This window comes from Pseudomonas sp. B7(2017), assembly GCF_002112745.1.
GTDB lineage: Bacteria > Pseudomonadota > Gammaproteobacteria > Pseudomonadales > Pseudomonadaceae > Aquipseudomonas > Aquipseudomonas ekonensis.
Genome location: NZ_NEIP01000019.1, coordinates 59,624 through 79,840 on the forward strand (window position 1 = coordinate 59,624; position 20,217 = coordinate 79,840).

Sequence of the window (20,217 nt, forward strand, 5' to 3'; positions counted from 1 at the left end):
GCGGCGTCCTTCAAGCAGTTGTCGGGATGAGGCGCTCGAACAGCGCCTCCACAGTATTGAAGCGCTCTTCCGGGCGCTCCATCGGCACCATGAACTTGAACATCGTGGCGCCTTCGAATTTGTAGCGTTTGGGCTGGCCCTGGATCAGTTTGATCAGGGTCAGCGGGTCGACCGGCGTCTGGGCGGCGAACTCGATGCGCCCGCCCTGCGGGCCGCCGTCGACTTTCTTGATGCCCAGCTGTTCGGCCTTAAGCTTCAGCGCGGTGAGGCGCATCAGGTTCTTGGTCGGCTCCGGCAGCAGGCCGAAGCGGTCGATCATCTCCACCTGCAGGTCCTTCAGGCCTTCCTCGTCGGTGGCCGACGCGATGCGCTTGTACAGGATCAGGCGGGCGTGGACGTCCGGCAGATAGTCCTCGGGAATCAGCGCAGGCACCCGCAGGTTCACTTCCGGGCCGCCGCCGAGCGGCTGCTCCAGGTTCGGTTGCTCGCCCTTGCGGATCGATTTCACCGCGCGTTCGAGCATCTCCATGTACAGGGTGAAGCCCACGGCCTGGATCTGCCCGCTCTGGCCGTCGCCGAGCAATTCGCCGGCGCCGCGGATCTCCAGGTCGTTGGTGGCCAGCACGAAACCGGCGCCCAGGTCCTGGGTGTTGGCGATCGCCTCCAGGCGCTTCTCCGCGTCGGCGGTGATCTGCTGGCGCGGCGGCGTCAGCAGGTAGGCGTAGGCCTGGTGGTGGCTGCGTCCGACTCGGCCGCGCAGTTGGTGCAGTTGGGCCAGGCCGAACTTGTCGGCGCGCTCGATGATGATCGTGTTGGCGCTCGGCACGTCGATGCCGGTCTCGATGATGGTCGAGGCGATCAGCACGTTGAAGCGCTTGTGGTAGAAGTCGCTCATCACCTGTTCGAGCTCGCGCTCGCGCATCTGTCCGTGGCCGATGCCGATCCGCGCTTCCGGCACCAGTTCGGCCAGGTCGGCGGCGCACTTCTCGATGGTTTTCACGTCGTTGTGCAGGTAATAGACTTGGCCGCCGCGCAGTAGCTCACGCAGCAGCGCCTCTTTGACCGTGCTCTTGTTCTGCTCCATGACGAAGGTGCGCACCGACAGGCGCCGGGCCGGCGGCGTGGCGATGATCGACAGGTCGCGCATGCCCGACACCGCCATGTTCAGCGTGCGCGGGATCGGCGTGGCGGTCAGGGTCAGGATGTCGACTTCGCTGCGCAGGGCCTTGAGCTGTTCCTTTTGGCGGACGCCGAAGCGGTGCTCTTCGTCGATGATCACCAGCCCCAGGTTCTTGATCTTGACGTCGTCCTGCAGCAGCTTGTGGGTGCCGATGACGATGTCGATCTTGCCTTCGGCCAGGTCGGCCACGGCGGCGTTGACTTCCTTGGCCGACTTGAAGCGGCTCATCACCTCCACGGTCACCGGCCAGTCGGCGAAGCGGTCGCGGAAACTGTTGTAGTGCTGCTGGGCGAGCAGGGTGGTCGGCACCAGGATCGCCACCTGCCGGCCGCCGTGCACCGCGATGAACGCGGCGCGCATCGCCACTTCGGTCTTGCCGAAGCCGACGTCGCCGCAGACCAGACGATCCATCGGCTTGGGCGCGAGCATGTCCTCGCGCACGGCTTCGATGGTGGCCTGTTGGTCCGGGGTTTCCTCGAACGGGAAGCCGGCGCTGAACGTGGCGTAGTCGGCCTTCGGGTCGGCGAAGGCATAGCCTTCGCGGGCGGCGCGGCGGGCATAGATGTCGAGCAGTTCGGCGGCGACGTCGCGCACCTGTTCGGCGGCCTTGCGCTTGGCTTTCTGCCAGGTCTCGGAGCCGAGGCGGTGCAGAGGCGCGAGTTCGTCGTCGCTGCCGGTGTAGCGGGCGATCAGGTGCAGGTTCGCCACCGGCACGTACAGCTTGGCGCCCTCGGCGTATTCCAGGGTGAGGAACTCGGCGGCCTGGTTGTCGATCTCCAGGATCGACAGGCCCAGGTAACGGCCGACGCCGTGGTCGATGTGCACCACCGGCGCGCCTTCGCGCAGTTCCGTGAGGTTCTTGATCACCGCGTCGTTGTTGGCGTCGGCGCGTTTTTCGCGGCGCCGGCGCTGCATCACCCGTTGACCGAACAGCGGGCTTTCGGCGATCAGCGCCAGCGACGGCTCGTCCAGCATCAGGCCTTCGTCGAGCGGGGCGATGGTGATCGCCAGGCGCTCCTTGCCGGCGACGAAGTCCGGCCAGCTGTCGACGGTCTTGGGGCGCAGCTTCAGGCGTTCGAGCAGTTCCAGCAGTACTTCGCGGCGGCCTGCGGATTCGGCGGTGAACAGCACGCGCCCGGGGAACGCGTCGAGGAAGGCGGAGAGGGCCGCCAGCGGCTGGCTGGCCTTGGCTTCGATGGCCAGGTTCGGCAATGCCTGAGCGGGGAAACGTTCGCGGCCGACGCCGGTGTCCGTCTCCTGCTGGCTGGCGGTGACGCGGGGCCAGCTCTTGAGGCGGGCGAAGCAGTCTTCCACCGGCAGGAACAGTTCGGCCGGCGGCAACAGAGGACGTGACGGATCGACGCGGCGTTCCTCATAGCGGTTGCGCACGTCGTTCCAGAAGTTTTCCGCCGCCTGCTCGATGCCCGGCAACGAGAACACCTGGGTGTCCTGGGGCAGGTAGTCGAACAGGGTCGAGGTCTCTTCGAAGAACAGAGGCAGGTAGTACTCGATGCCGGCCGGGGTGATGCCGCTGCTCAGGTCCTGGAAGATCGGGCAGCGACGGAAATCGACATCGAAACGTTCACGGAAGCGCGCCTTGAAGCGGGTCACCGCTTCCTTCTGCAGCGGGAATTCCTTGGCCGGCAGCAGCTTGACCGAGTCGACCTTGTCGATAGAGCGCTGGTTCTCCGGGTCGAAGGTGCGCAGGGTCTCGATTTCGTCGTCGAACAGGTCGATGCGGTAGGGCAGTTTGCTGCCCATCGGGAACAGGTCGATCAGCGCGCCGCGCACGGTGAATTCGCCATGCTCGTAGACCGTGTCCACATAACGGTAGCCGCTGGCTTCGAGCCGGGTGCGCATGAGTTCGACGTCGAGCTTCTGGCCGACGTCCAGCACCAGGCTGCTGCCGAGCAGGAACTGGGTCGGCGCCAGGCGGTGCAGGGCGGTGGTGATCGGCACCACCAGCACGCCGTGCGCAAGTTCCGGCAGGCGGTACAGGCTGGCGATGCGCTGGGAAATGATGTCCTGGTGCGGCGAGAACAGGTCGTAAGGCAGGGTTTCCCAGTCCGGGAAATGCAGCACGGGCAGATCCGGGGCGAAGAAGCTCAGCTCCTGCTCCAGCCGCTCGGCGCTTTGGCTGTCGGCGGTCAGCAGCAGCGTAAAGCGCTTGGCTGCGCTGGCAGCCTCGGCGATCACCAGGCTCAGGGCGGCACCGGGCAGGTTGCCCCAATGCTGTTTACCTGCCGCGGCAGGGAGTGGCGGTAGACGCAGAACGGGCACGGAAGGTCGGGCTCCAGGCGATGCGACAAAGTCGGTAATTGTAGCGGCGTCGGGTGCCGCCTGTCAGTTGCAGACTGCGTCTATCTGCGCGGTTTGGGCAAAATGTAGTGGTAAAGACAAAAACGGGCGGTTTTTTGGTGGAAATGTAGTGCCGAAAACCAAGGGTGTTACGGAGGGTTACAGACATGGCTGTTTGGGTGTCGAAAAATTGACAGCGCTGGAAGCCCCGGTTTTGCTGGGCTGGCGAGGGGCGCAATTTTTTCGGCCGGTCATTTGTTACCGATTGCGCGACAGGCGCGCATTGCTACGCGAGGGACTCGGCGGCATAATGTAGCCCCTTTTTTCTGCCCCTACATGTGGAAGGTTCCCGTGACTCAGAAGCCCGACCAGTGTCTTGGTGAATGGATCGACCGTGAAGCACTCGCAGAAGCGATGATTCCGCTTATCGGTCAGCTCTACCGCAACAACAACGTGGTGAGCTCGATCTATGGCCGCAGCCTGATCAACCAGTCTGTCATCGCGATTCTCAAAGCCCACCGCTTTGCCCGCCATCGCGCTGCCGACGACAGCGAACTCTCCGTCCACGAAACATTCCCGCTGCTCAAGGCCATGAGCGAGCTCAAGCTCGGCGCGGCTTCGGTAGACCTGGGCAAGCTGGCGTTCAAGTTCCGCAACGAAGCCAACGGCCGCACCGCCGAGCAATTCGTGCGTGAAGAGATGGCCGAAGTGGTCGGTCAGCAGAACGCTTCGGCCCGCAAGGGCACCGACGTCGTCCTGTACGGTTTCGGCCGCATCGGCCGTCTGCTGGCGCGCATCCTGATCGAGAAGACCGGTGGCGGCGACGGCCTGCGCCTGCGGGCCATCGTGGTGCGCAAGGGCGCCGAGAACGACCTGACCAAGCGCGCCAGCCTGCTGCGCCGCGACTCGGTGCACGGTTCGTTCAACGGCACCATCACCATCGATGAAGCCAACAACACCATCACCGCCAACGGCAACCTGATCCAGGTGATCTACGCGAAGAACCCGACCGAGGTGGACTACACCCAGTACGGCATCAAAGACGCGCTGCTGGTGGACAACACCGGTGTGTGGCGCGACGCCGACGGCCTGGGTCAGCACCTGCAGTGCCCGGGCATCGACCGTGTCGTTCTGACCGCGCCTGGCAAGGGCAAGCTGAAGAACATCGTTCACGGCATCAACCACAACGAAATCACCGCTGACGACAAGATCGTCTCCGCCGCTTCCTGCACCACCAACGCCATCGTGCCGGTGCTGAAGGCTGTGAACGACAAGTTCGGCATCGTCAACGGCCACGTCGAGACCGTTCACTCGTACACCAACGACCAGAACCTGATCGACAACTTCCACAAGGGCGACCGCCGTGGCCGCAGCGCTGCGCTGAACATGGTGATCACCGAGACCGGCGCCGCCACCGCTGCCGCCAAGGCCCTGCCTGAGCTGGCCGGCAAGCTGACCGGCAACGCGATCCGCGTTCCGACGCCGAACGTGTCCATGGCCATCCTCAACCTGAACCTTGAGAAGGCCGCCACCCGCGAAGAGATGAACGAGTACCTGCGCTACATGGCGCTGCACTCGGACCTGCACAAGCAGATCGACTTCGTCAATTCGCAGGAAGTGGTTTCCACCGACTTCGTGGGCTCGCGCCACGCAGGCGTGGTGGACGCCGAGGCGACCATCACCCAGGACAACCGCGTCGTTCTGTACGTCTGGTACGACAACGAGTTCGGCTACAGCTGCCAGGTGATCCGCGTGATGGAAGACATGGCCGGCGTGAACCCGCCAGCGTTCCCGCGCTAAGCCTTAGCGGTACATGAAAACGCCCCGACCTTGGTCGGGGCGTTTTTGTTTGTGTGCCTGTCGCAATTGGGCTGGCCCCATCGCTAGCGGGGCGGGCTCCCACAGGGGCTGTGGCGATGCAAAATCCCTGTGGGAGCCAGCCCTGCTGGCGATGGCGGCCGGTCAGGCACCGCCGCCCACGGCCGCCTGCGCCGCGCGCTGTTCGTGCCGGTTGCCGCGGAACAGCACCAGCGTGGCAATCAGCCCCAGCACCGCCGCGCCGCTGAGCCAGATGCCCGGCGCCGCCTTGTTGTCCAGCACATGGATCAGGTAAGTGCACGCCGCCGGGGTGAAGCCGCCGAACGTGGCGGTCGCCAGGCTGTAGGCCAGCGAGAAGCCGGTCGTGCGCACCTCCACCGGCATGATCTCGGTCAGCGCCACCACCATGGCGCCGTTGTACGAGCCGTACAGGAACGACAGCCACAACTCGACGATCAGCAGATGGCTGAAGCTCGGGTTCGCCACCAGCCACGACAGTGCCGGGTAGGCCGTGACGATGGCCAGGATCGTCGCCGCCAGCAGCAGCGGTTTGCGTCCGATCCGGTCCGACACCGACCCCATCACCGGCAGCCAGAAAAAGTTCGACAGGCCGATGCACACCGTCACCAGCAAGGCATCGAAGTCAGACAGATGCAGCTCGGCCTTGCCGAAGGTCGGCGTGTAGGCGGTGATCAGATAGAACGACACGGTGGTCATCACCACCAGCGCCATGCCGGCGATGACGATGCCGAAGTTCTGGCTGATGGAGCGGACAATGTCCGACAGGGTAGGGCGATGCTTGCGCGCCTGGAACTCCGGGGTTTCCTCCAGCGAGCGGCGGATGATGAAGATCGCCGGGACGATCATGCAGCCGACCAGGAACGGCACGCGCCAGCCCCAGTCGCCCATTTGCTCGGGGCTCAGCCAGTGGTTGAGGCCGACGCCGAGCAGGCCGGCGAAGACCACGGCCGCCTGTTGGCTGGCGGACTGCCAACTGACGAAAAAGCCCTTGCGCCCCGGCGTGGAGATTTCCGCCAGGTACACCGAAACCCCGCCCAGCTCGACACCGGCGGAGAAGCCTTGCAGCAGGCGTCCGAGCAGCACCAGCAGCGGTGCGGCGACGCCGAGGGTCGCGTAGCCGGGCACGCAGGCGATCAGCACGGTGCCGGCGGCCATCAGGGCCAGTGTGATGATCAGGCCCTGGCGGCGGCCGTGGCGGTCGATGTAGGCGCCGAGGAAGATCGCCCCCAGAGGGCGCATCAGGAAGCCGGCGCCGAAGGTCGCCAGCGAAAGCATCAGGGAGGCGAAGGCGCTGTCGGCCGGAAAGAAGGCTTTGGCGATGGCCGTGGCATAGAAGCCGTAGACCATGAAGTCGAACATTTCGAGGAAGTTGCCGCTGACAACGCGAAAGATCGCCTTGCCTTTGCCCGGGGAGGAGGACATATCCAGATACTCGCTGTTGGATTTTGTATGAGGGCGTTGCGTACGTGCGGAGCGCGCGGGCGCTTTGATTCATAATGGCCGGCGCGGTTTTGCGGGGAGATGAAGAATTGTTAACTGGACGGTGGCTTGGGCTTGTGATCCTGGCGGGTGCGCTGTGCGCCTGTGGCGCCGGCGACACCCTGGAAACCCTGGGCGGGCCGACCATGGGCAGCACTTGGTCGGTCAAGTACGTGCGGCACCCGGGGCTGCCCGATCCTGCGCAGGTGCGCGGCGAAGTCGAGGGCATCCTGGCCGGCGTCGACCGGCAGATGTCCACCTACCGCAGCGACTCCGACATCTCGCGCTTCAACGGCTTGCCCGCCGGTGGCTGTCAGGTCATGCCGGCGCCGGTGCTTGAGTTGGTTCGGGTCGGCGAGCGTCTGTCGCAGCAGAGTGAAGGTTCCTACGACCTGACGGTGGAACCGCTGATGAACCTGTGGGGCTTCGGTCCGCAAGGCCGTGAGGAAAAGGTGCCGGATGACGCGGCGCTGGCGCAGGCTCGGCAGCGTGTCGGCCATCAGCATCTGCGCATCGAGGGCGAGCGGCTGTGCAAGGACGCCGCCGTCGAAGTCGACTTCGACAGCATCGCGGCCGGTTACGCGGTCGATGCGATCGCCGCCAGGCTCGAAGCCCTGGGCATCCACGATTACCTCGCCGAGGCCACCGGCGAACTCAAGGCCAGCGGCAAGAAGCCTGACGGGGCTGCGTGGCGCATCGCCCTGGAGGAGCCCCGTGACGACCGACAGGTGACGGAACGCGTCATCGAGGTCGACGGCTACGGCGTTTCCACCTCCGGCGACTACCGCAACTATTTCCGGCAGGACGGCCAGCGTTATTCCCACACGTTCGATGCCCGCACCGGCAGGCCCGTCCTGCACGATCTGGCGTCCGTGACGGTGATTGATCCTTCGGCGCTGATGGCCGACGGGCTCTCGACGCTGTTGCTGATCCTCGGCCCAGAGCGGGGTTGGGACTATGCCGAACGTCACGGCGTCGGTGCATTCTTCGTGATTCGTGCCGATACAGGTTTCGTCACGCGCGCAAGCCCTGCTTTCGAGCGGCTCAGTCGCGGGAAACCTGACTGAGGACAATGCGAAAACTGGCGTTGTAGTGCAGGCAGAAGTAGCCTACGACGCGACCAAGGGTTAATGTGCGCGGCGTTGACGCTTCTATAGACTGTGTCCGGGTTTTTTCACTGGCCCCCAATTGTTCCTTCGCGCCGCCATCCGGCGTGATTTAGCCGCCGGTGCCGTTGGTGCCGCGGCCTGTTCTGAGGAGTACGCATGGCTGTCTACAACTACGACGTGGTGGTGCTGGGTTCCGGCCCGGCGGGAGAAGGCGCGGCAATGAACGCCGCCAAGGCGGGGCGCAAGGTGGCGATGGTCGACAGCCGCCGTCAGGTCGGCGGCAACTGCACCCACCTGGGCACCATCCCGTCCAAGGCCTTGCGTCACTCCGTGCGGCAGATCATGCAGTTCAACACCAACCCGATGTTCCGGGCCATCGGCGAGCCGCGCTGGTTCTCCTTCCCGGACGTGCTGAAAAGCGCCGAGAAGGTCATCTCCAAGCAAGTCGCCTCGCGCACCGGCTATTACGCCCGCAACCGCGTCGACGTGTTCTTCGGCACCGGCAGCTTCGCCGACGAGCAGACCATCGAAGTGGTCTGCGCCAACGGCGTGGTCGAGAAGCTGGTGGCCAAGCACATCATCATCGCCACCGGTTCGCGTCCGTACCGTCCGGCGGATATCGACTTCCACCACCCGCGCATCTACGACAGCGACACCATCCTCAGCCTCGGCCACACCCCGCGCAAACTGATCGTCTACGGCGCCGGCGTGATCGGCTGCGAATACGCCTCGATCTTCAGCGGCCTGGGCGTGCTGGTGGAGCTGGTGGACAACCGCGGCCAACTGCTGAGCTTCCTCGACTCGGAAATCTCCCAGGCGCTGAGCTACCACTTCAGCAACAACAACATCACCGTGCGCCACAACGAAGACTACGACCGGGTCGAAGGCGTGGACAACGGCGTGATCCTGCACCTGAAGTCCGGCAAGAAGATCAAGGCCGACGCCTTGCTCTGGTGCAACGGCCGCACCGGCAACACCGACCAGTTGGGTCTGGAGAACATCGGGATCAAGGTCAACAGCCGTGGCCAGATCGAAGTCGACGAAAACTACCGCACCTGCGTGCAGAACATCTATGGCGCCGGTGACGTGATCGGCTGGCCGAGCCTGGCCAGTGCCGCCCACGACCAGGGCCGTTCGGCCGCCGGCAGCATCGTCGACAACGGCAGCTGGCGTTTCGTGAATGACGTGCCGACCGGCATCTACACCATTCCGGAGATCAGTTCGATCGGCAAGAACGAGCAGGAGCTGACCCAGGCCAAGGTGCCGTACGAAGTGGGCAAAGCGTTCTTCAAGAGCATGGCGCGGGCGCAGATCGCCGGCGAGCCGCAAGGCATGCTGAAGATCCTGTTCCACCGCGAGACGCTGGAAGTGCTGGGCGTTCACTGCTTCGGCTATCAGGCCTCGGAGATCGTGCACATCGGCCAGGCGATCATGAACCAGCCGGGCGAGCTCAACACCCTGAAGTACTTCGTCAACACCACGTTCAACTACCCGACCATGGCCGAAGCCTATCGGGTAGCGGCGTACGACGGCCTCAACCGGCTTTTTTGAGCGGCTCCGGCCGGTGGCCTGAGCCGGCCGGGGAGACCGATTTCAGCAATTCTCGAGGGTGGCAGTGGCCAAACCGGGAAAGTCTGTAATCAGGCTGTCAACGCCGAAGTCGGCGAGCCTGCGCATCAGCGCGGGCTCGTTGACGGTCCACACCGAGACGTGCAGCCCTTGGCGCTGCGCCTTCTGCAGGCGCTCCGGCGTGCACAGCGTCCAGTTCAGGGCCAGGATCTCGCAACCGTAGTTCTGCGCGACCTTCAGCGGGTCCAGCCAGGCGTACTCGGCCACCAGGCCGCGGGACACGTCCGGCACCAGGTCCTGCGCTGCCTTCAACACTTCCCGTGAGCTCGAGGTGATCGTCACCTTGTCGAGCAGGCCATGCCTGACCGCCATTTCGCGGATCGCCAGCACCGTGGTCGCGGCGCGGGTGCGCGAGGCGCTCTTGACCTCCAGTTGCCAGTGCTCGAAGTCGCATTTCTCGAACAGCTCTTCCAGCGTCGGGATCGGGCAGGGCTTGATCCAGCCCGGGCCGCCCTTGCGCGCATCGTAGGTCACCAGTTCGGCGGCCGTGTGCTCGACGACCTTGCCGCGCCGCTCGGTGGTGCGCTTGAGGGTCGGGTCGTGGATGACCATCAGTTCGCCGTCCTTGGACAGGTGCAGGTCCAGTTCGCAGCGGCGCACGCCGTGCTTGAGGCATTCCTGAAAGCTGGTCAGGGTGTTTTCCGGTGCTTCGCCCTTGGCGCCGCGGTGGCCGTAGATGAGGGTCACGGTTCTTCCTTAATTCAAATGCCTGATTCGTTCTGTTCGCGGGCCAGGCGTCGTTCCTGGGCCTGCTTCTGCAGGATGTAGCGGGCGAGCAATTGGCGCTGGGCGTCGGTCAGGTGCTCGAACTCGGTGCCGACGTCATAGCCGTCGCCCTTGCGGTCGCAATGGGTCACGCGGGCGCGCAGCAGCAGGCCGAGGGCCTGGGGCATCAGCACCAGCTTGACCGACAGCCGCGCGCCGACGGTCACGGGCGTCGGGTGCTGGAAGTCGATGCCGCCTTCGGAGATGATCACCGGCTGCGGCTCGCCGATGTGGCCGAGCACGGTCAGGGCGACCACCTGGCTGAGCAGGTCGATGCGTTTGTTCTGGGTCTTCAGGAACGCGGCGATGGCGCGGTCGCGCTCGCTGATCTGGCGCAGCAGGTGCTGCGACTCGAATTCGCTCAGGTGCAGTTCGCTGAGCAGGTTGAAGAGGGGGGAAGCATCCTGCAACACTTCCTCGCCCGCCGCTTCGGGAGCGGACAGGGGCCTAATTTCCAGTGCGATCATGTCCTCGATACGGTAGTATTCGCGGCGATCTTCTTCATCTAATGTCGACATGGCGAACCCATGGTAGCGGCGGTGGTCTGAGTGTAAAGCTGGTTATCGACCCCCGCCACAAGGACGTTCCTTTTCCCTCCGAACAAGCCCCGACATGTTCAGACCTCTCTTCGTATTCATCGGCACGCGTTACACCCGTGCAAAGCGTCGCAATCATTTTGTCTCCTTCATTTCCCTGACTTCGATGATCGGGCTCGCCCTTGGCGTGGTCGTGATGATCGTGGTGCTGTCGGTGATGAACGGCTTCGACCATGAGATGCGCACCCGCGTGCTGGGCATGGTGCCCCACGCCACCGTCGAGTCCGGCGAAGCCATCAGCGACTGGCAGGGCCTGGCCGACAAGGTCAGGCAGAACCCTCAGGTGACGGCCGTCGCGCCGTTCACCCAGATGCAGGGGCTGCTGACCAACAACGGTCAGGTGTCCAAGGTGCTGCTCAACGCCATCGACCCGGCGCTGGAGCGCAACGTGTCGATCATCGACAACTTCATGCGGCAGGGCAAACTCGACGACCTGACCCCGGGCAGCTTCGGCATCGTCATCGGCGACAAGGCCGCGGCCAAGCTCGGCGTGGGCCTGGGCGACAAGATCACGTTCGTGGCGCCGGAGGTCAGCGTGACCCCGGCCGGCATGTTCCCGCGCATGAAACGCTTCACGGTGGTCGGCATCTTCCACGTCGGCGCCGGCGAGATCGACGGCTACCTGGGCGTCACCAACCTGCAGGACCTGGCGAAGCTGCACCGCTGGAAGCCGGATCAGGTGCAGGGTTTGCGCCTGAAGTTCGACGACCTGTTCCAGGCCCCGCGCGAGGCGTGGAACATCGCCCGGCAGCTGGGCGAAGACCGTTACTACGCCCGCGACTGGACCCGCACCCACGGCAACCTGTACCAGGCGATCCGCATGGAGAAAGCCATGATCGGCCTGCTGTTGCTGCTGATCGTCGCCGTGGCGGCCTTCAACATCATTTCCACGCTGGTGATGGTGGTCAACGACAAGAAGGGCGACATCGCGATCCTGCGCACCCTGGGCGCCACGCCCGGGACGATCATGCGCATCTTCATGGTGCAGGGCACTGTGATCGGCGTGGTCGGCACCGCCATCGGCGCGGTGGTCGGGATCTTCGCCGCGCTCAACGTCAGCGCCGCGATCTCGGCCCTCGAAGGCCTGATCGGTCACAAGTTCCTCAACGCGGACGTGTACTTCATCGATTACCTGCCGTCGCAGGTGCAGAGCCAGGATGTGGTGATGGTCTGCTCCGCCGCGTTGGTCCTGAGTTTCCTCGCCACCCTGTATCCCGCCTGGCGTGCCGCACGCACCCAGCCGGCGGAGGCGCTACGTTATGAGTGAGTCGGGCATGAGTCAAAAAGCGATCTTGAGCTGCCGCAGCCTGGGCAAATCCTACGAGGAAGGCCCGGAGTCGGTGGAAGTGTTGGCCAATCTGCAGCTGGAGTTGTTCCCCGGCGAGCGGGTGGCCATCGTCGGTACGTCGGGTTCGGGCAAGAGTACCTTGCTCAACCTGCTGGGCGGCCTCGACACGCCGACCAAGGGCAGCGTCTGGCTCGCCGGCGAAGAGCTCTCGGCACTGAGCGAGAAGGGCCGCGGCCAGCTGCGCAACCGCGCGCTGGGTTTCGTGTACCAGTTCCACCACCTGCTGCCGGAGTTCACCGCGCTGGAGAACGTCTGCATGCCGCTGCTGATCGGCAAGACGCCGATCCCGGAAGCCCGTCAGCGTGCGACGGCGCTGCTGGAGCGGGTCGGCCTGGCCCATCGTCTGGAGCACAAGCCGGCCGAGCTGTCCGGCGGTGAGCGTCAGCGTGTGGCGATCGCCCGCGCGCTGGTGAACAAGCCAGGGCTGGTGATGCTCGACGAGCCGACCGGCAACCTCGACTCCCACACCGCCCAGGGCATTCAGGACCTGATGCTCGAACTCAGCACTTCGATGCGCACGGCGTTCCTGGTGGTGACCCACGACATGAACCTGGCCCGCCAGATGGATCGCGTCCTGCACCTGCAGGAAGGTTGCCTGACCCCCATCTGACGCCCGCAGCCCGATGCCGGTGAAGGCGTCGGGCCTTTTATTCCCAAACGGTGCCCCAGCGAATGTTCAGACCGTTATCGATCTTCATCGGCGCGCGCTACACCCGCGCCAAGCGCCGCAACCGCTTTGTTTCGTTCATCTCGATGACTTCGATGATCGGGCTCGCCCTCGGCGTGCTGGCGATGATCGTGGTGCTGTCGGTGATGAACGGCTTCCAGCGCGAAATGAGCTCGCGCATCCTCGGCATGGTGCCCCATGCGACCATCGTCGGCGTCAACCCCATCGATGACTGGCAACCGGTGGCCGCCGCCGCGCTGAAGAACCCTGAAGTCACCGCCGCCGTGCCGTTCACCGAAATGGAAGGCATGCTCTCCTACAAGGGGATGATGCAGCCGATCCAGATCAGCGGCGTCGACCCGGCCCAGGAAGGCAAGGTGTCGATCGTCGCGCAGCACATCGTGCAGGGCCGGCTCGATGCCTTGAAGCCGGGCGAGTACGGCGTGGTGCTCGGCGAGATCACCGCGCGGCGCTTCCGCCTGAACGTGGGCGACAAGATCACCCTGATCGTGCCGGAGGTCAGCACCGCGCCCGGCGGCATCACCCCAAGGATGCAGCGCCTGAACGTGGTGGGCGTGTTCAAGGTCGGCGCCGAGCTCGACGGCTCCATGGGCCTGATCCATGTGGCCGACGCCGCGCAGATGCAGCACTGGGAACCGAGCCAGGTGCAGAGCGTGCGCCTGGCGGTGAAGGACCTGTACGCCGCGCCGAAGGTCTCGTCCGACATCGCGACGGGCCTGGGCGCCGGCTACAAGGCCGACGACTGGACCCACACCCAAGGCAGCCTGTTCAGCGCGATGAAAATGGAAAAGACCATGATTGGCCTGCTGTTGCTGATGATCGTCGCGGTGGCGGCGTTCAACATCATCGCGACCCTGATCATGGTGGTGAACGACAAGGGTGCGGACATCGCGATCCTGCGCACCATCGGCGCCACGCCCCGGCAGATCATGGCGATCTTCATGGTGCAGGGCACGGTGATCGGGATCGTCGGCACGCTGATCGGCGGCGTGCTCGGCGTGATCGCCGCGCTGAACGTCAGCGAGATGGTGGGCTGGATCGAACGGGTCACCGGGCAGCACATCTTCAGTTCGGACGTGTACTTCGTCAGCAACCTGCCGTCGGAGCTGCAAGGCGGCGACGTGCTGCTGATCTGCTCGGCGGGCTTCATCATGAGCTTCCTGGCCACCGTGTACCCGGCGTGGCGGGCGGCGAAGGTCGAGCCGGCGCAGGCCTTGAGATACTCCTGAGCCTCAGGATCGCCATCACCAGCAGGCTGGCTGGTTCCCACAGGGATGGATGACACAGATCCCATGTGGGAGCCAGCCTGCTGGCGATGAGGCCGCAACGGCCGGCCTCAATCCCCCTTCGGCAACTCGATCACAAACCGCGTCCACCCCTGGGCCGATTCGCAATGAATCTGCCCGCCATGGGCGCGGACGATGGATTGGGTGATCGCCAACCCCAGCCCGGCGTGTTCCTGGCTGCCTTCCTGGCGGGCCGGATCGGCCCGGTAGAAACGGTCGAACAGGCGCGGCAGCAGCTGCGCCGAAATCCCCTCGCCGGTGTTTTCCACGCTCACCCTCAATGACGTCGGCTGCTCGGCGATCAGCAAGCGCACCTGGCCCTCGGCCGGGGTGAAGCGCAACGCGTTGTCCAGCAGGTTCGACAAGGCCCGGCGCAGCATGCCGCGGTCGCCGTCCAGGCGCCCGTGGCCTTCGCGGCTGAGCGTCACGCCGGCGTCTTCGGCCAGCGGCGCGAAGAATTCCAGTAGCGTGTCGGTCTCGTCGGCCAGTTCCAGCGGCTCGCGCGTGGGCATCAGCAAACCGTGGTCGGCCTTGGCCAGGTACAGCATGTCGTTGACCAGTTGCGCCATCCATTGCAGCTCTTCGAGGTTGCTGTGCAGGGCTTCGCGGTAGTCCTCCATGGAGCGCGGGCGGGTGAGGGTGACCTGGGTGTGGGTCAGCAGGTTCGACAGCGGTGTGCGCAGTTCATGGGCGATGTCGGCGGAGAACGCCGAGAGCCGCTGAAAGGCGTCGTCCAGGCGGCCGAGCATGGCGTTGAAGCTTTGCGCCAGTTCCGAAAGTTCCGGCGGCATCTGCTCCTGGGGCAGCCGTGCGTTGAGTGATTGCGCCGAGACGCCGCGCGCCACCGCGCTCATGCGCCGCAGCGGACGCAGGCCGCTGCGCGCGGCCCAGGCGCCGAGCAGCGCGGTGGCCAGCGCCGACAGACCGACGGTCAGCCAGATCAGGTGCTGCATGCGTTGCAGGAAGTGTTGGTGATGGGTGATGTCCAGCAGCAAGGTCAGCTGTGGTGAGTCGGCCTTGTCCGGATAGAGTGCCGCGTTCAGCACCCGGTAATCGGTGCCGTCGTCGCTGACCGTGGCCAGGCCGCTCGCCCGGGGCAGCGTTTCGGGCAACCGGTCCGAACTGTCGTACCAACGCTGGCCATCGCTGCCGCTGATGCGCAGCGACAGGTCGGCCTGTCGGCTCAGTTCGTCGGCCAGCCGCGCCTGGCGCTGATGGTCCGGCACGTCCTGCAGGGCCCGGCGCAGGCCGATGAGCTTGCTGTCGAGCAACTGCTGATCCAGTTCAATGAAATGCGCCTCGCTGGCGCGGCTGAACAGCACCCCGGCCACCAGCGACACAGCGGCGGTGCAGGCGGCGAACAGCAAGGCCAAGCGCCCGCTCAAGGAAAGCCTGCGCATCAGTCGGCCCGCTCTTCGAGGACGTAACCCATGCCGCGCACGGTGTGGATCAGCTTGTTGGGGAAATCGTCGTCGATCTTCAGGCGCAGCCGCCGGATCGCCACTTCGATCACGTTGGTGTCGCTGTCGAAGTTCATGTCCCAGACCTGCGAGGCGATCAGGGATTTGGGCAGCACTTCGCCCTGGCGGCGCAGGAGCATTTCCAGCAGGGCGAATTCCTTGGCCGTGAGGTCGATGCGCTGGCCGCTGCGCTCGACCCGGCGGCGGATCAGATCCAGGCGCAGGTCCGCCAGTTGCAGGCTGGTCTCCTGGGGCGTGGCGCTGCCGCGCCGCAGCAGGCTGCGCACCCGGGCCAGCAGTTCGGAGAAGGCGAACGGCTTGACCAGGTAGTCGTCGGCGCCCAGCTCCAGGCCGTGCACCCGGTCTTCCACCGCATCCTTGGCGGTCAGGAACAGCACCGGCGTATCCAGGCCGGCGCCGCGCACGGCCTGCAGGATCTGCCAGCCGTCCCGGCCGGGCAGCATCACGTCGAGGATCAGCAAGGCATAGTCGCCGCTCAGCGCCAGTTGCTGGCCGCTGTTGCCGTCGGCCACAAGTTCGGTGTTGAACCCCGCTTCGGTCAGGCCCTGGCGCAGGTAATGACCGGTTTTCGGTTGGTCTTCGACGATCAGCAGTTTCATGGGCGGCTCGGGTGAGGTTTCGGGGCGTTATACCGTGGACGGTCGCCACGCAGGCCAACCTGACAAAGTTGTAATCTGCCTGTCAGGTTCGCGCCAGCGCAGACGGGCTAGAGTTTCCCACAGGCTGAACCTTTCTTTGTTGGAGTACGACCATGTTTTTGCGCAACCGTCTGACCGTCGCCGCCTGCCTGCTGGCGCTGAGTTCGCCTGTGTGGGCGGCCGGGGCGCACACCTACGATTTCGGCCAGCCGGCCCCGGCGGCCAAGGCCAGCCGCAGCATCGAAGTGGTGATGGGCGACATGTCGTTCGATCCCAAGGCCATCGAGGTCAAGGCCGGTGAGACCGTTCGTTTCGTGCTGGTGAACAAGGGGCAACTGCTGCACGAATTCAACCTGGGCGATGCGGCGATGCATGCCAGCCATCAGCAGGAAATGCTCAAGATGCAGCAAAGCGGCATGCTCACGCCTACGGGCATGAAAGAAATGTCCCACGACATGGCCGGCATGGACCACAGCGCGATGGGCCACGACGCCATGGCGATGGGCGCGATGAAGCAGGGCATGAAGCACGACGACCCCAACAGCGTGCTGGTGGAGCCCGGCAAAACCGCCGAGTTGACCTGGACGTTCAGCAAGGCCGTCAATCTTGAGTTTGCCTGCAACATCCCCGGCCATTATCAGGCCGGCATGGTCGGCAAACTGACGGTCAGTCAGTAAGCACTCAAAGGCGGGGGCAAAGGCTGGTAGAATCCGCTGATTATTCAGTCAGGTTTCCGCCATGCATCCCGCAGCCGAACATTCGCCGCTGGGCAAATCCAGCGAATACATCGCCACCTACACGCCGTCCCTGCTGTTTCCGATCCCGCGTACCGCCAAATGGGCGGAGCTGGGGCTGACCGCAGACACCCTGCCGTACAAGGGCGTGGATTTCTGGAACTGCTTTGAGCTGTCGTGGCTGCTGCCGTCGGGCAAGCCGGTGGTGGCGATCGGCGAGTTCAGCATCCCGGCGGATTCGCCGAACATCATCGAGTCCAAGTCGTTCAAGCTGTACCTGAACTCGCTGAACCAGACGCCGTTCGCCGACACCGCCAGCCTGGAGGCGACGCTGGTCAAGGATCTGTCCTCCGCCGCCGGCAAGCCGGTGGGCGTGCGGATCCGCAGCCTGAAGGACGTCGAGGCCGAAGGCGTCACCGCGCTGCCGGGCGTGTGCATCGACGACCTGGACATCCGTGTCAGCAACTATGAGCATCCGCGCCCCGAACTGCTGCGTTGCGACGATTCGCGAGTGGTGGAGGAGAGCGTGCACAGCCACCTGCTCAAGTCCAACTGCCCGGTGACCAGCCAGCCGGACTGGGGCAGCGTGGTGGTGGAGTACCGCGGCGCGGCGCTGGACCATGCCAGCCTGCTGGAGTACATCGTCAGCTTCCGCCAGCATTCGGACTTCCACGAGCAGTGCGTGGAGCGGATCTTCCTCGACCTGCAACGGTTGCTCAAGCCAGAGAAACTGACCGTCTATGCCCGCTACGTGCGCCGCGGCGGCCTGGACATCAACCCGTACCGCAGCACCGAAAGCGCGCAGTGGCCGAACCTGCGTCTGGTTCGCCAGTAAAGACTTTCGCCACAGGCGGTGTTCGCGCCGGCCTCATCGCCAGCAGGCTGGCTCCCACAGGGTTCTGCGGTGAATCCAGAATCTGTGTTCACCGCCAAACAGGGTGGGAGCCAGCCTGCTGACGAAGGCGCCCGTGAAGGCACCGCACATGAAAAAGCCCTGCCGGCGACGGCAGGGCTTTTTTTGTGCTGGGGCTCAGATGCCCATGCTGACCAGTGAGTTCATGATGTTGCGCAAGGTGCCGGCGATGGCAGGGTGTTCGACCTCGAAGCGTTCGACCGCCAGGTTCACGCCATCGGCAATGTTGGTGTCCTGAGTGGATTTCTCCAGATCGAGCTTGGATTTGATCTGCTCCATGAGCTGGTGCAGATGTTCGCGCTCGGCATCGGACAGCGGCGGATTCTGTTCCAGTTGCTCGCGCAGGGTGTTGAGCTGTTCTTGCAGTTCGCGGGCGGGCATGGCGGTTTCCTTTTGTCGAGAGGCACTGGCATAGACAGCAGCCGGGCGCCAAAGGTCTATGGCTCCCCTTAAGACTAATCCACTCTCGAGGCGCGTGCATGATCCCGGTCAGGGCTTCTCGCCTTTGAGCCTGCGCAGGCTGATGTCGGCCAGGCACGTGTCGAGCTCGCCCAGATGGTCGATCACCGAGTGCACGCCCAAGCCGTACAGCTGCAGGGTCGCCTTGCCGCGCAACTGTTCGCGTTCCTTCTGCTCCAGGGCGTGCCATTGCTCCGGCGACAGGCCGCAGAGCGGGCCGCAGGAAGCCAGCCCGATGGTCCACAGCCCGGCGTTCAGGCCCGATTGCAGCAGGCGCGGTTCGCCGCTGACCAGCACGCAGCCGTCGAGCCGTTCGACGTTCAGGGACATCAGCGCTTGCCAGCAGGCGCCCGGGGCCGGCCATGGATTGATTGTTGCCGAATATTGCGAGGGCTGGATCCACGACGGCAACGCGGCGGTCAGGGGGTGGGCGAGGGCGGGCGGCAGTTCGTCGAGCCAGGCGCAGGGGATCCGCTGGCGCTGCAGGCTGTCGAGGCTGTCCAGGGCGCCGGGGGTGGCCTGGGTGTGTTCCTGCAGGACTTCGCCGTGGCGGGCGCGGGCGCCGAAATCCACCAGGCAGCCGCTGAGCCCGAACAGCACGGCGGTCAGGTTGCAGGCGCAGTGGGGCAAGGTTTCGGCGTGCGGCATGAAAACGTCCCTGAAATAGCCAAAGGCTAGGGGAGGCCGGTGACAGTTGGATGACACATTGGTGAAAGCGGCCGTAGGAGATGTCGCACGTTGTCAGCGCGACGGCCTGCCCAAAGCGGCTTTTGCGCTTATACTAGCGCCCATATCGCCGGGGCGGATTCGTCCTGCGCCATCCCCATCCAAGGAGTTTCCTTTTATGCGCTGGAGCAATCCTCTCGCTCAGATCTGTGTATGTGCCGGTGTGTTGCTGGCCCCGTTCGCCGCCCAGGCCGCGACGGAAGAAGACCCTTGGGAAAGCGTCAACCGTCCGATCTTCCAGTTCAACGATTTCGTCGACACCTACGCGCTGAAGCCGCTGGCGCAGGGCTATGAATATGTGACGCCGCAATTCCTCGAAGACGGCATCCACAACATGTTCCGCAACGTCGGCGACGTCACCAACTTCGCCAACAACGTCCTGCAGGCCAAGCCGGCCGCCGCCGGCGTCGATGCGGCGCGCCTGATCTTCAACACCACCTTCGGCCTGCTCGGCTTCTTCGACGTCGGCACCAAGATGGGCCTGCAGCGCAGCGACGAAGACTTCGGCCAGACCCTCGGCTACTGGGGCGTGGGCAGCGGCCCCTACGTGATGCTGCCGCTGCTGGGCCCGAGCACCCTGCGCGATGCGCCGTCGAAGTACGTCGACAGCTACACCGGCCCTTACCGCTACATCAACGACGTGCCGGTGCGTAACTCGATCTTCGGCCTGAACATCGTCGACACCCGCGCCAGCCTGCTCTCCAGCGAGAAGCTGATCAGCGGCGACAAGTACACCTTCATCCGCAACGCCTACCTGCAGAACCGCGAGTTCAAGGTCAAGGACGGCCAGGTCGAAGACGATTTCTGATCGTCTGCGTCGATCGCCGGACATCGAAGGCGGCCGTCAGGCCGCCTTTTTTCATGGCGACGACCTTCCAACGGGTTACGGATGGATGGGTTCTTATAACTCTCTGTGATTTGACAAACAAAGTCGTCAGGTGGCGATCGGCGCATGCTTGAAACGCCCCGCGGATGGGAGTACCGTCTGCGCCTTAGAAGGGCACCTCTGGTGTGATCGCGTTCGGGACCGTTGTCCGAAAGCGCTGCAA

The 20,217-nt window shown here is 64.7% G+C and carries 17 protein-coding genes; 9 read left to right on the forward strand and 8 right to left on the reverse strand.

What is annotated here, in order from left to right:
• Positions 1–10: 10 nt before the first annotated feature.
• Positions 11–3,460, reverse strand: a complete 3,450-nt coding sequence (mfd, locus tag CAG29_RS24840; protein WP_085630802.1) for a transcription-repair coupling factor — start codon at positions 3,458–3,460, stop codon at positions 11–13.
• Positions 3,461–3,814: 354 nt separating this feature from the next.
• Here mfd and CAG29_RS24845 point away from each other — a divergent pair, with 354 nt between their 5' ends.
• Positions 3,815–5,278 (forward strand): glyceraldehyde-3-phosphate dehydrogenase, encoded by a 1,464-nt coding sequence (locus tag CAG29_RS24845; protein ID WP_085630799.1) that lies wholly within the window; start codon positions 3,815–3,817, stop codon positions 5,276–5,278.
• A gap of 162 nt (positions 5,279–5,440) precedes the next feature.
• Here the strand turns inward: CAG29_RS24845 and CAG29_RS24850 are convergent, their stop codons facing one another.
• Positions 5,441–6,739: an MFS transporter gene (locus CAG29_RS24850; protein WP_085584541.1), complete on the reverse strand. Its 1,299-nt coding sequence runs from the start codon at positions 6,737–6,739 to the stop codon at positions 5,441–5,443.
• Between the two features lie 74 nt (positions 6,740–6,813).
• Here CAG29_RS24850 and CAG29_RS24855 point away from each other — a divergent pair, with 74 nt between their 5' ends.
• Entirely contained in the window at positions 6,814–7,863 is a 1,050-nt protein-coding gene (locus tag CAG29_RS24855) for an FAD:protein FMN transferase (protein ID WP_085584539.1), read from the forward strand.
• A 198-nt stretch (positions 7,864–8,061) separates the two neighbouring features.
• Positions 8,062–9,456, forward strand: a complete 1,395-nt coding sequence (gene sthA / locus CAG29_RS24860; protein ID WP_085584537.1) for a Si-specific NAD(P)(+) transhydrogenase — start codon at positions 8,062–8,064, stop codon at positions 9,454–9,456.
• Positions 9,457–9,498: 42 nt separating this feature from the next.
• On the opposite strand, the gene CAG29_RS24865 is transcribed toward sthA, so the two are convergent.
• Together CAG29_RS24865 and CAG29_RS24870 are read right to left on the reverse strand one after the other, a co-directional pair.
• Complete coding sequence (locus CAG29_RS24865) at positions 9,499–10,221, reverse strand: glycerophosphodiester phosphodiesterase (protein WP_085584535.1); 723 nt, start codon at positions 10,219–10,221, stop codon at positions 9,499–9,501.
• A gap of 14 nt (positions 10,222–10,235) precedes the next feature.
• A complete protein-coding gene (locus CAG29_RS24870) occupies positions 10,236–10,817 on the reverse strand; it encodes a PilZ domain-containing protein (RefSeq protein ID WP_085584533.1) in 582 nt (193 codons plus the stop codon).
• Between the two features lie 94 nt (positions 10,818–10,911).
• Here CAG29_RS24870 and CAG29_RS24875 point away from each other — a divergent pair, with 94 nt between their 5' ends.
• The 3 genes from CAG29_RS24875 to CAG29_RS24885 all read left to right on the forward strand — a co-directional run bounded on the left by CAG29_RS24875 (position 10,912) and on the right by CAG29_RS24885 (position 14,160).
• Complete coding sequence (locus CAG29_RS24875) at positions 10,912–12,162, forward strand: lipoprotein-releasing ABC transporter permease subunit (protein ID WP_085584531.1); 1,251 nt, start codon at positions 10,912–10,914, stop codon at positions 12,160–12,162.
• Positions 12,163–12,169: 7 nt separating this feature from the next.
• Positions 12,170–12,853 carry a lipoprotein-releasing ABC transporter ATP-binding protein LolD gene (gene lolD, locus CAG29_RS24880; protein ID WP_170930074.1) on the forward strand — a complete coding sequence of 228 codons (684 nt, stop codon included), beginning with the start codon at positions 12,170–12,172 and terminating at the stop codon, positions 12,851–12,853.
• Positions 12,854–12,915: 62 nt separating this feature from the next.
• Positions 12,916–14,160, forward strand: a complete 1,245-nt coding sequence (locus tag CAG29_RS24885) for a lipoprotein-releasing ABC transporter permease subunit (protein WP_085695289.1) — start codon at positions 12,916–12,918, stop codon at positions 14,158–14,160.
• A gap of 107 nt (positions 14,161–14,267) precedes the next feature.
• Here CAG29_RS24885 and CAG29_RS24890 read toward each other — a convergent pair whose 3' ends face one another.
• Both CAG29_RS24890 and CAG29_RS24895 read right to left on the reverse strand, forming a co-directional pair.
• A complete protein-coding gene (locus tag CAG29_RS24890) occupies positions 14,268–15,617 on the reverse strand; it encodes a heavy metal sensor histidine kinase (protein WP_085584525.1) in 1,350 nt (449 codons plus the stop codon).
• Positions 15,617–16,297 carry a heavy metal response regulator transcription factor gene (locus CAG29_RS24895; RefSeq protein WP_085584523.1) on the reverse strand — a complete coding sequence of 227 codons (681 nt, stop codon included), beginning with the start codon at positions 16,295–16,297 and terminating at the stop codon, positions 15,617–15,619. The genes CAG29_RS24890 and CAG29_RS24895 overlap by 1 nt, the downstream gene beginning before the upstream one ends.
• 152 nt (positions 16,298–16,449) lie before the next feature.
• Between CAG29_RS24895 and CAG29_RS24900 the strand changes: the two genes are divergently transcribed.
• Positions 16,450–17,013 (forward strand): plastocyanin/azurin family copper-binding protein, encoded by a 564-nt coding sequence (locus CAG29_RS24900; RefSeq protein WP_085584521.1) that lies wholly within the window; start codon positions 16,450–16,452, stop codon positions 17,011–17,013.
• Between the two features lie 61 nt (positions 17,014–17,074).
• Positions 17,075–17,905: an NADPH-dependent 7-cyano-7-deazaguanine reductase QueF gene (queF, locus tag CAG29_RS24905; protein WP_085584519.1), complete on the forward strand. Its 831-nt coding sequence runs from the start codon at positions 17,075–17,077 to the stop codon at positions 17,903–17,905.
• 195 nt (positions 17,906–18,100) lie between these two features.
• Here the strand turns inward: queF and CAG29_RS24910 are convergent, their stop codons facing one another.
• Positions 18,101–18,364, reverse strand: a complete 264-nt coding sequence (locus CAG29_RS24910) for a DUF4404 family protein (RefSeq protein WP_085584517.1) — start codon at positions 18,362–18,364, stop codon at positions 18,101–18,103.
• 108 nt (positions 18,365–18,472) lie between these two features.
• On the reverse strand, positions 18,473–19,090 hold the full coding sequence (locus CAG29_RS24915) for a phosphatase (RefSeq protein WP_085630787.1): 618 nt from the start codon (positions 19,088–19,090) through the stop codon (positions 18,473–18,475).
• Between the two features lie 196 nt (positions 19,091–19,286).
• On the opposite strand from CAG29_RS24915, the gene CAG29_RS24920 reads away from it, so the two are divergent.
• Positions 19,287–19,976 carry a VacJ family lipoprotein gene (locus CAG29_RS24920; protein WP_085584512.1) on the forward strand — a complete coding sequence of 230 codons (690 nt, stop codon included), beginning with the start codon at positions 19,287–19,289 and terminating at the stop codon, positions 19,974–19,976.
• The last annotated feature ends 241 nt before the right edge of the window (positions 19,977–20,217 follow it).

Coding starts and splice junctions, on each gene's coding strand:
- CAG29_RS24850 (WP_085584541.1), bottom strand. CDS start 6,739: ATGTCCTCCTCCCCGGGCAAAGGCAAGGCGATCTTTCGCGTTGTCAGC.
- CAG29_RS24875 (WP_085584531.1), top strand. CDS start 10,912: ATGTTCAGACCTCTCTTCGTATTCATCGGCACGCGTTACACCCGTGCA.
- queF (WP_085584519.1), top strand. CDS start 17,075: ATGCATCCCGCAGCCGAACATTCGCCGCTGGGCAAATCCAGCGAATAC.
- CAG29_RS24895 (WP_085584523.1), bottom strand. CDS start 16,297: ATGAAACTGCTGATCGTCGAAGACCAACCGAAAACCGGTCATTACCTG.
- lolD (WP_170930074.1), top strand. CDS start 12,170: ATGAGTCAAAAAGCGATCTTGAGCTGCCGCAGCCTGGGCAAATCCTAC.
- CAG29_RS24920 (WP_085584512.1), top strand. CDS start 19,287: ATGCGCTGGAGCAATCCTCTCGCTCAGATCTGTGTATGTGCCGGTGTG.
- CAG29_RS24885 (WP_085695289.1), top strand. CDS start 12,916: ATGTTCAGACCGTTATCGATCTTCATCGGCGCGCGCTACACCCGCGCC.
- CAG29_RS24855 (WP_085584539.1), top strand. CDS start 6,814: ATGGCCGGCGCGGTTTTGCGGGGAGATGAAGAATTGTTAACTGGACGG.
- CAG29_RS24890 (WP_085584525.1), bottom strand. CDS start 15,617: ATGCGCAGGCTTTCCTTGAGCGGGCGCTTGGCCTTGCTGTTCGCCGCC.
- sthA (WP_085584537.1), top strand. CDS start 8,062: ATGGCTGTCTACAACTACGACGTGGTGGTGCTGGGTTCCGGCCCGGCG.
- CAG29_RS24870 (WP_085584533.1), bottom strand. CDS start 10,817: ATGTCGACATTAGATGAAGAAGATCGCCGCGAATACTACCGTATCGAG.
- CAG29_RS24845 (WP_085630799.1), top strand. CDS start 3,815: ATGTGGAAGGTTCCCGTGACTCAGAAGCCCGACCAGTGTCTTGGTGAA.
- CAG29_RS24915 (WP_085630787.1), bottom strand. CDS start 19,090: ATGCCGCACGCCGAAACCTTGCCCCACTGCGCCTGCAACCTGACCGCC.
- CAG29_RS24910 (WP_085584517.1), bottom strand. CDS start 18,364: ATGCCCGCCCGCGAACTGCAAGAACAGCTCAACACCCTGCGCGAGCAA.
- CAG29_RS24900 (WP_085584521.1), top strand. CDS start 16,450: ATGTTTTTGCGCAACCGTCTGACCGTCGCCGCCTGCCTGCTGGCGCTG.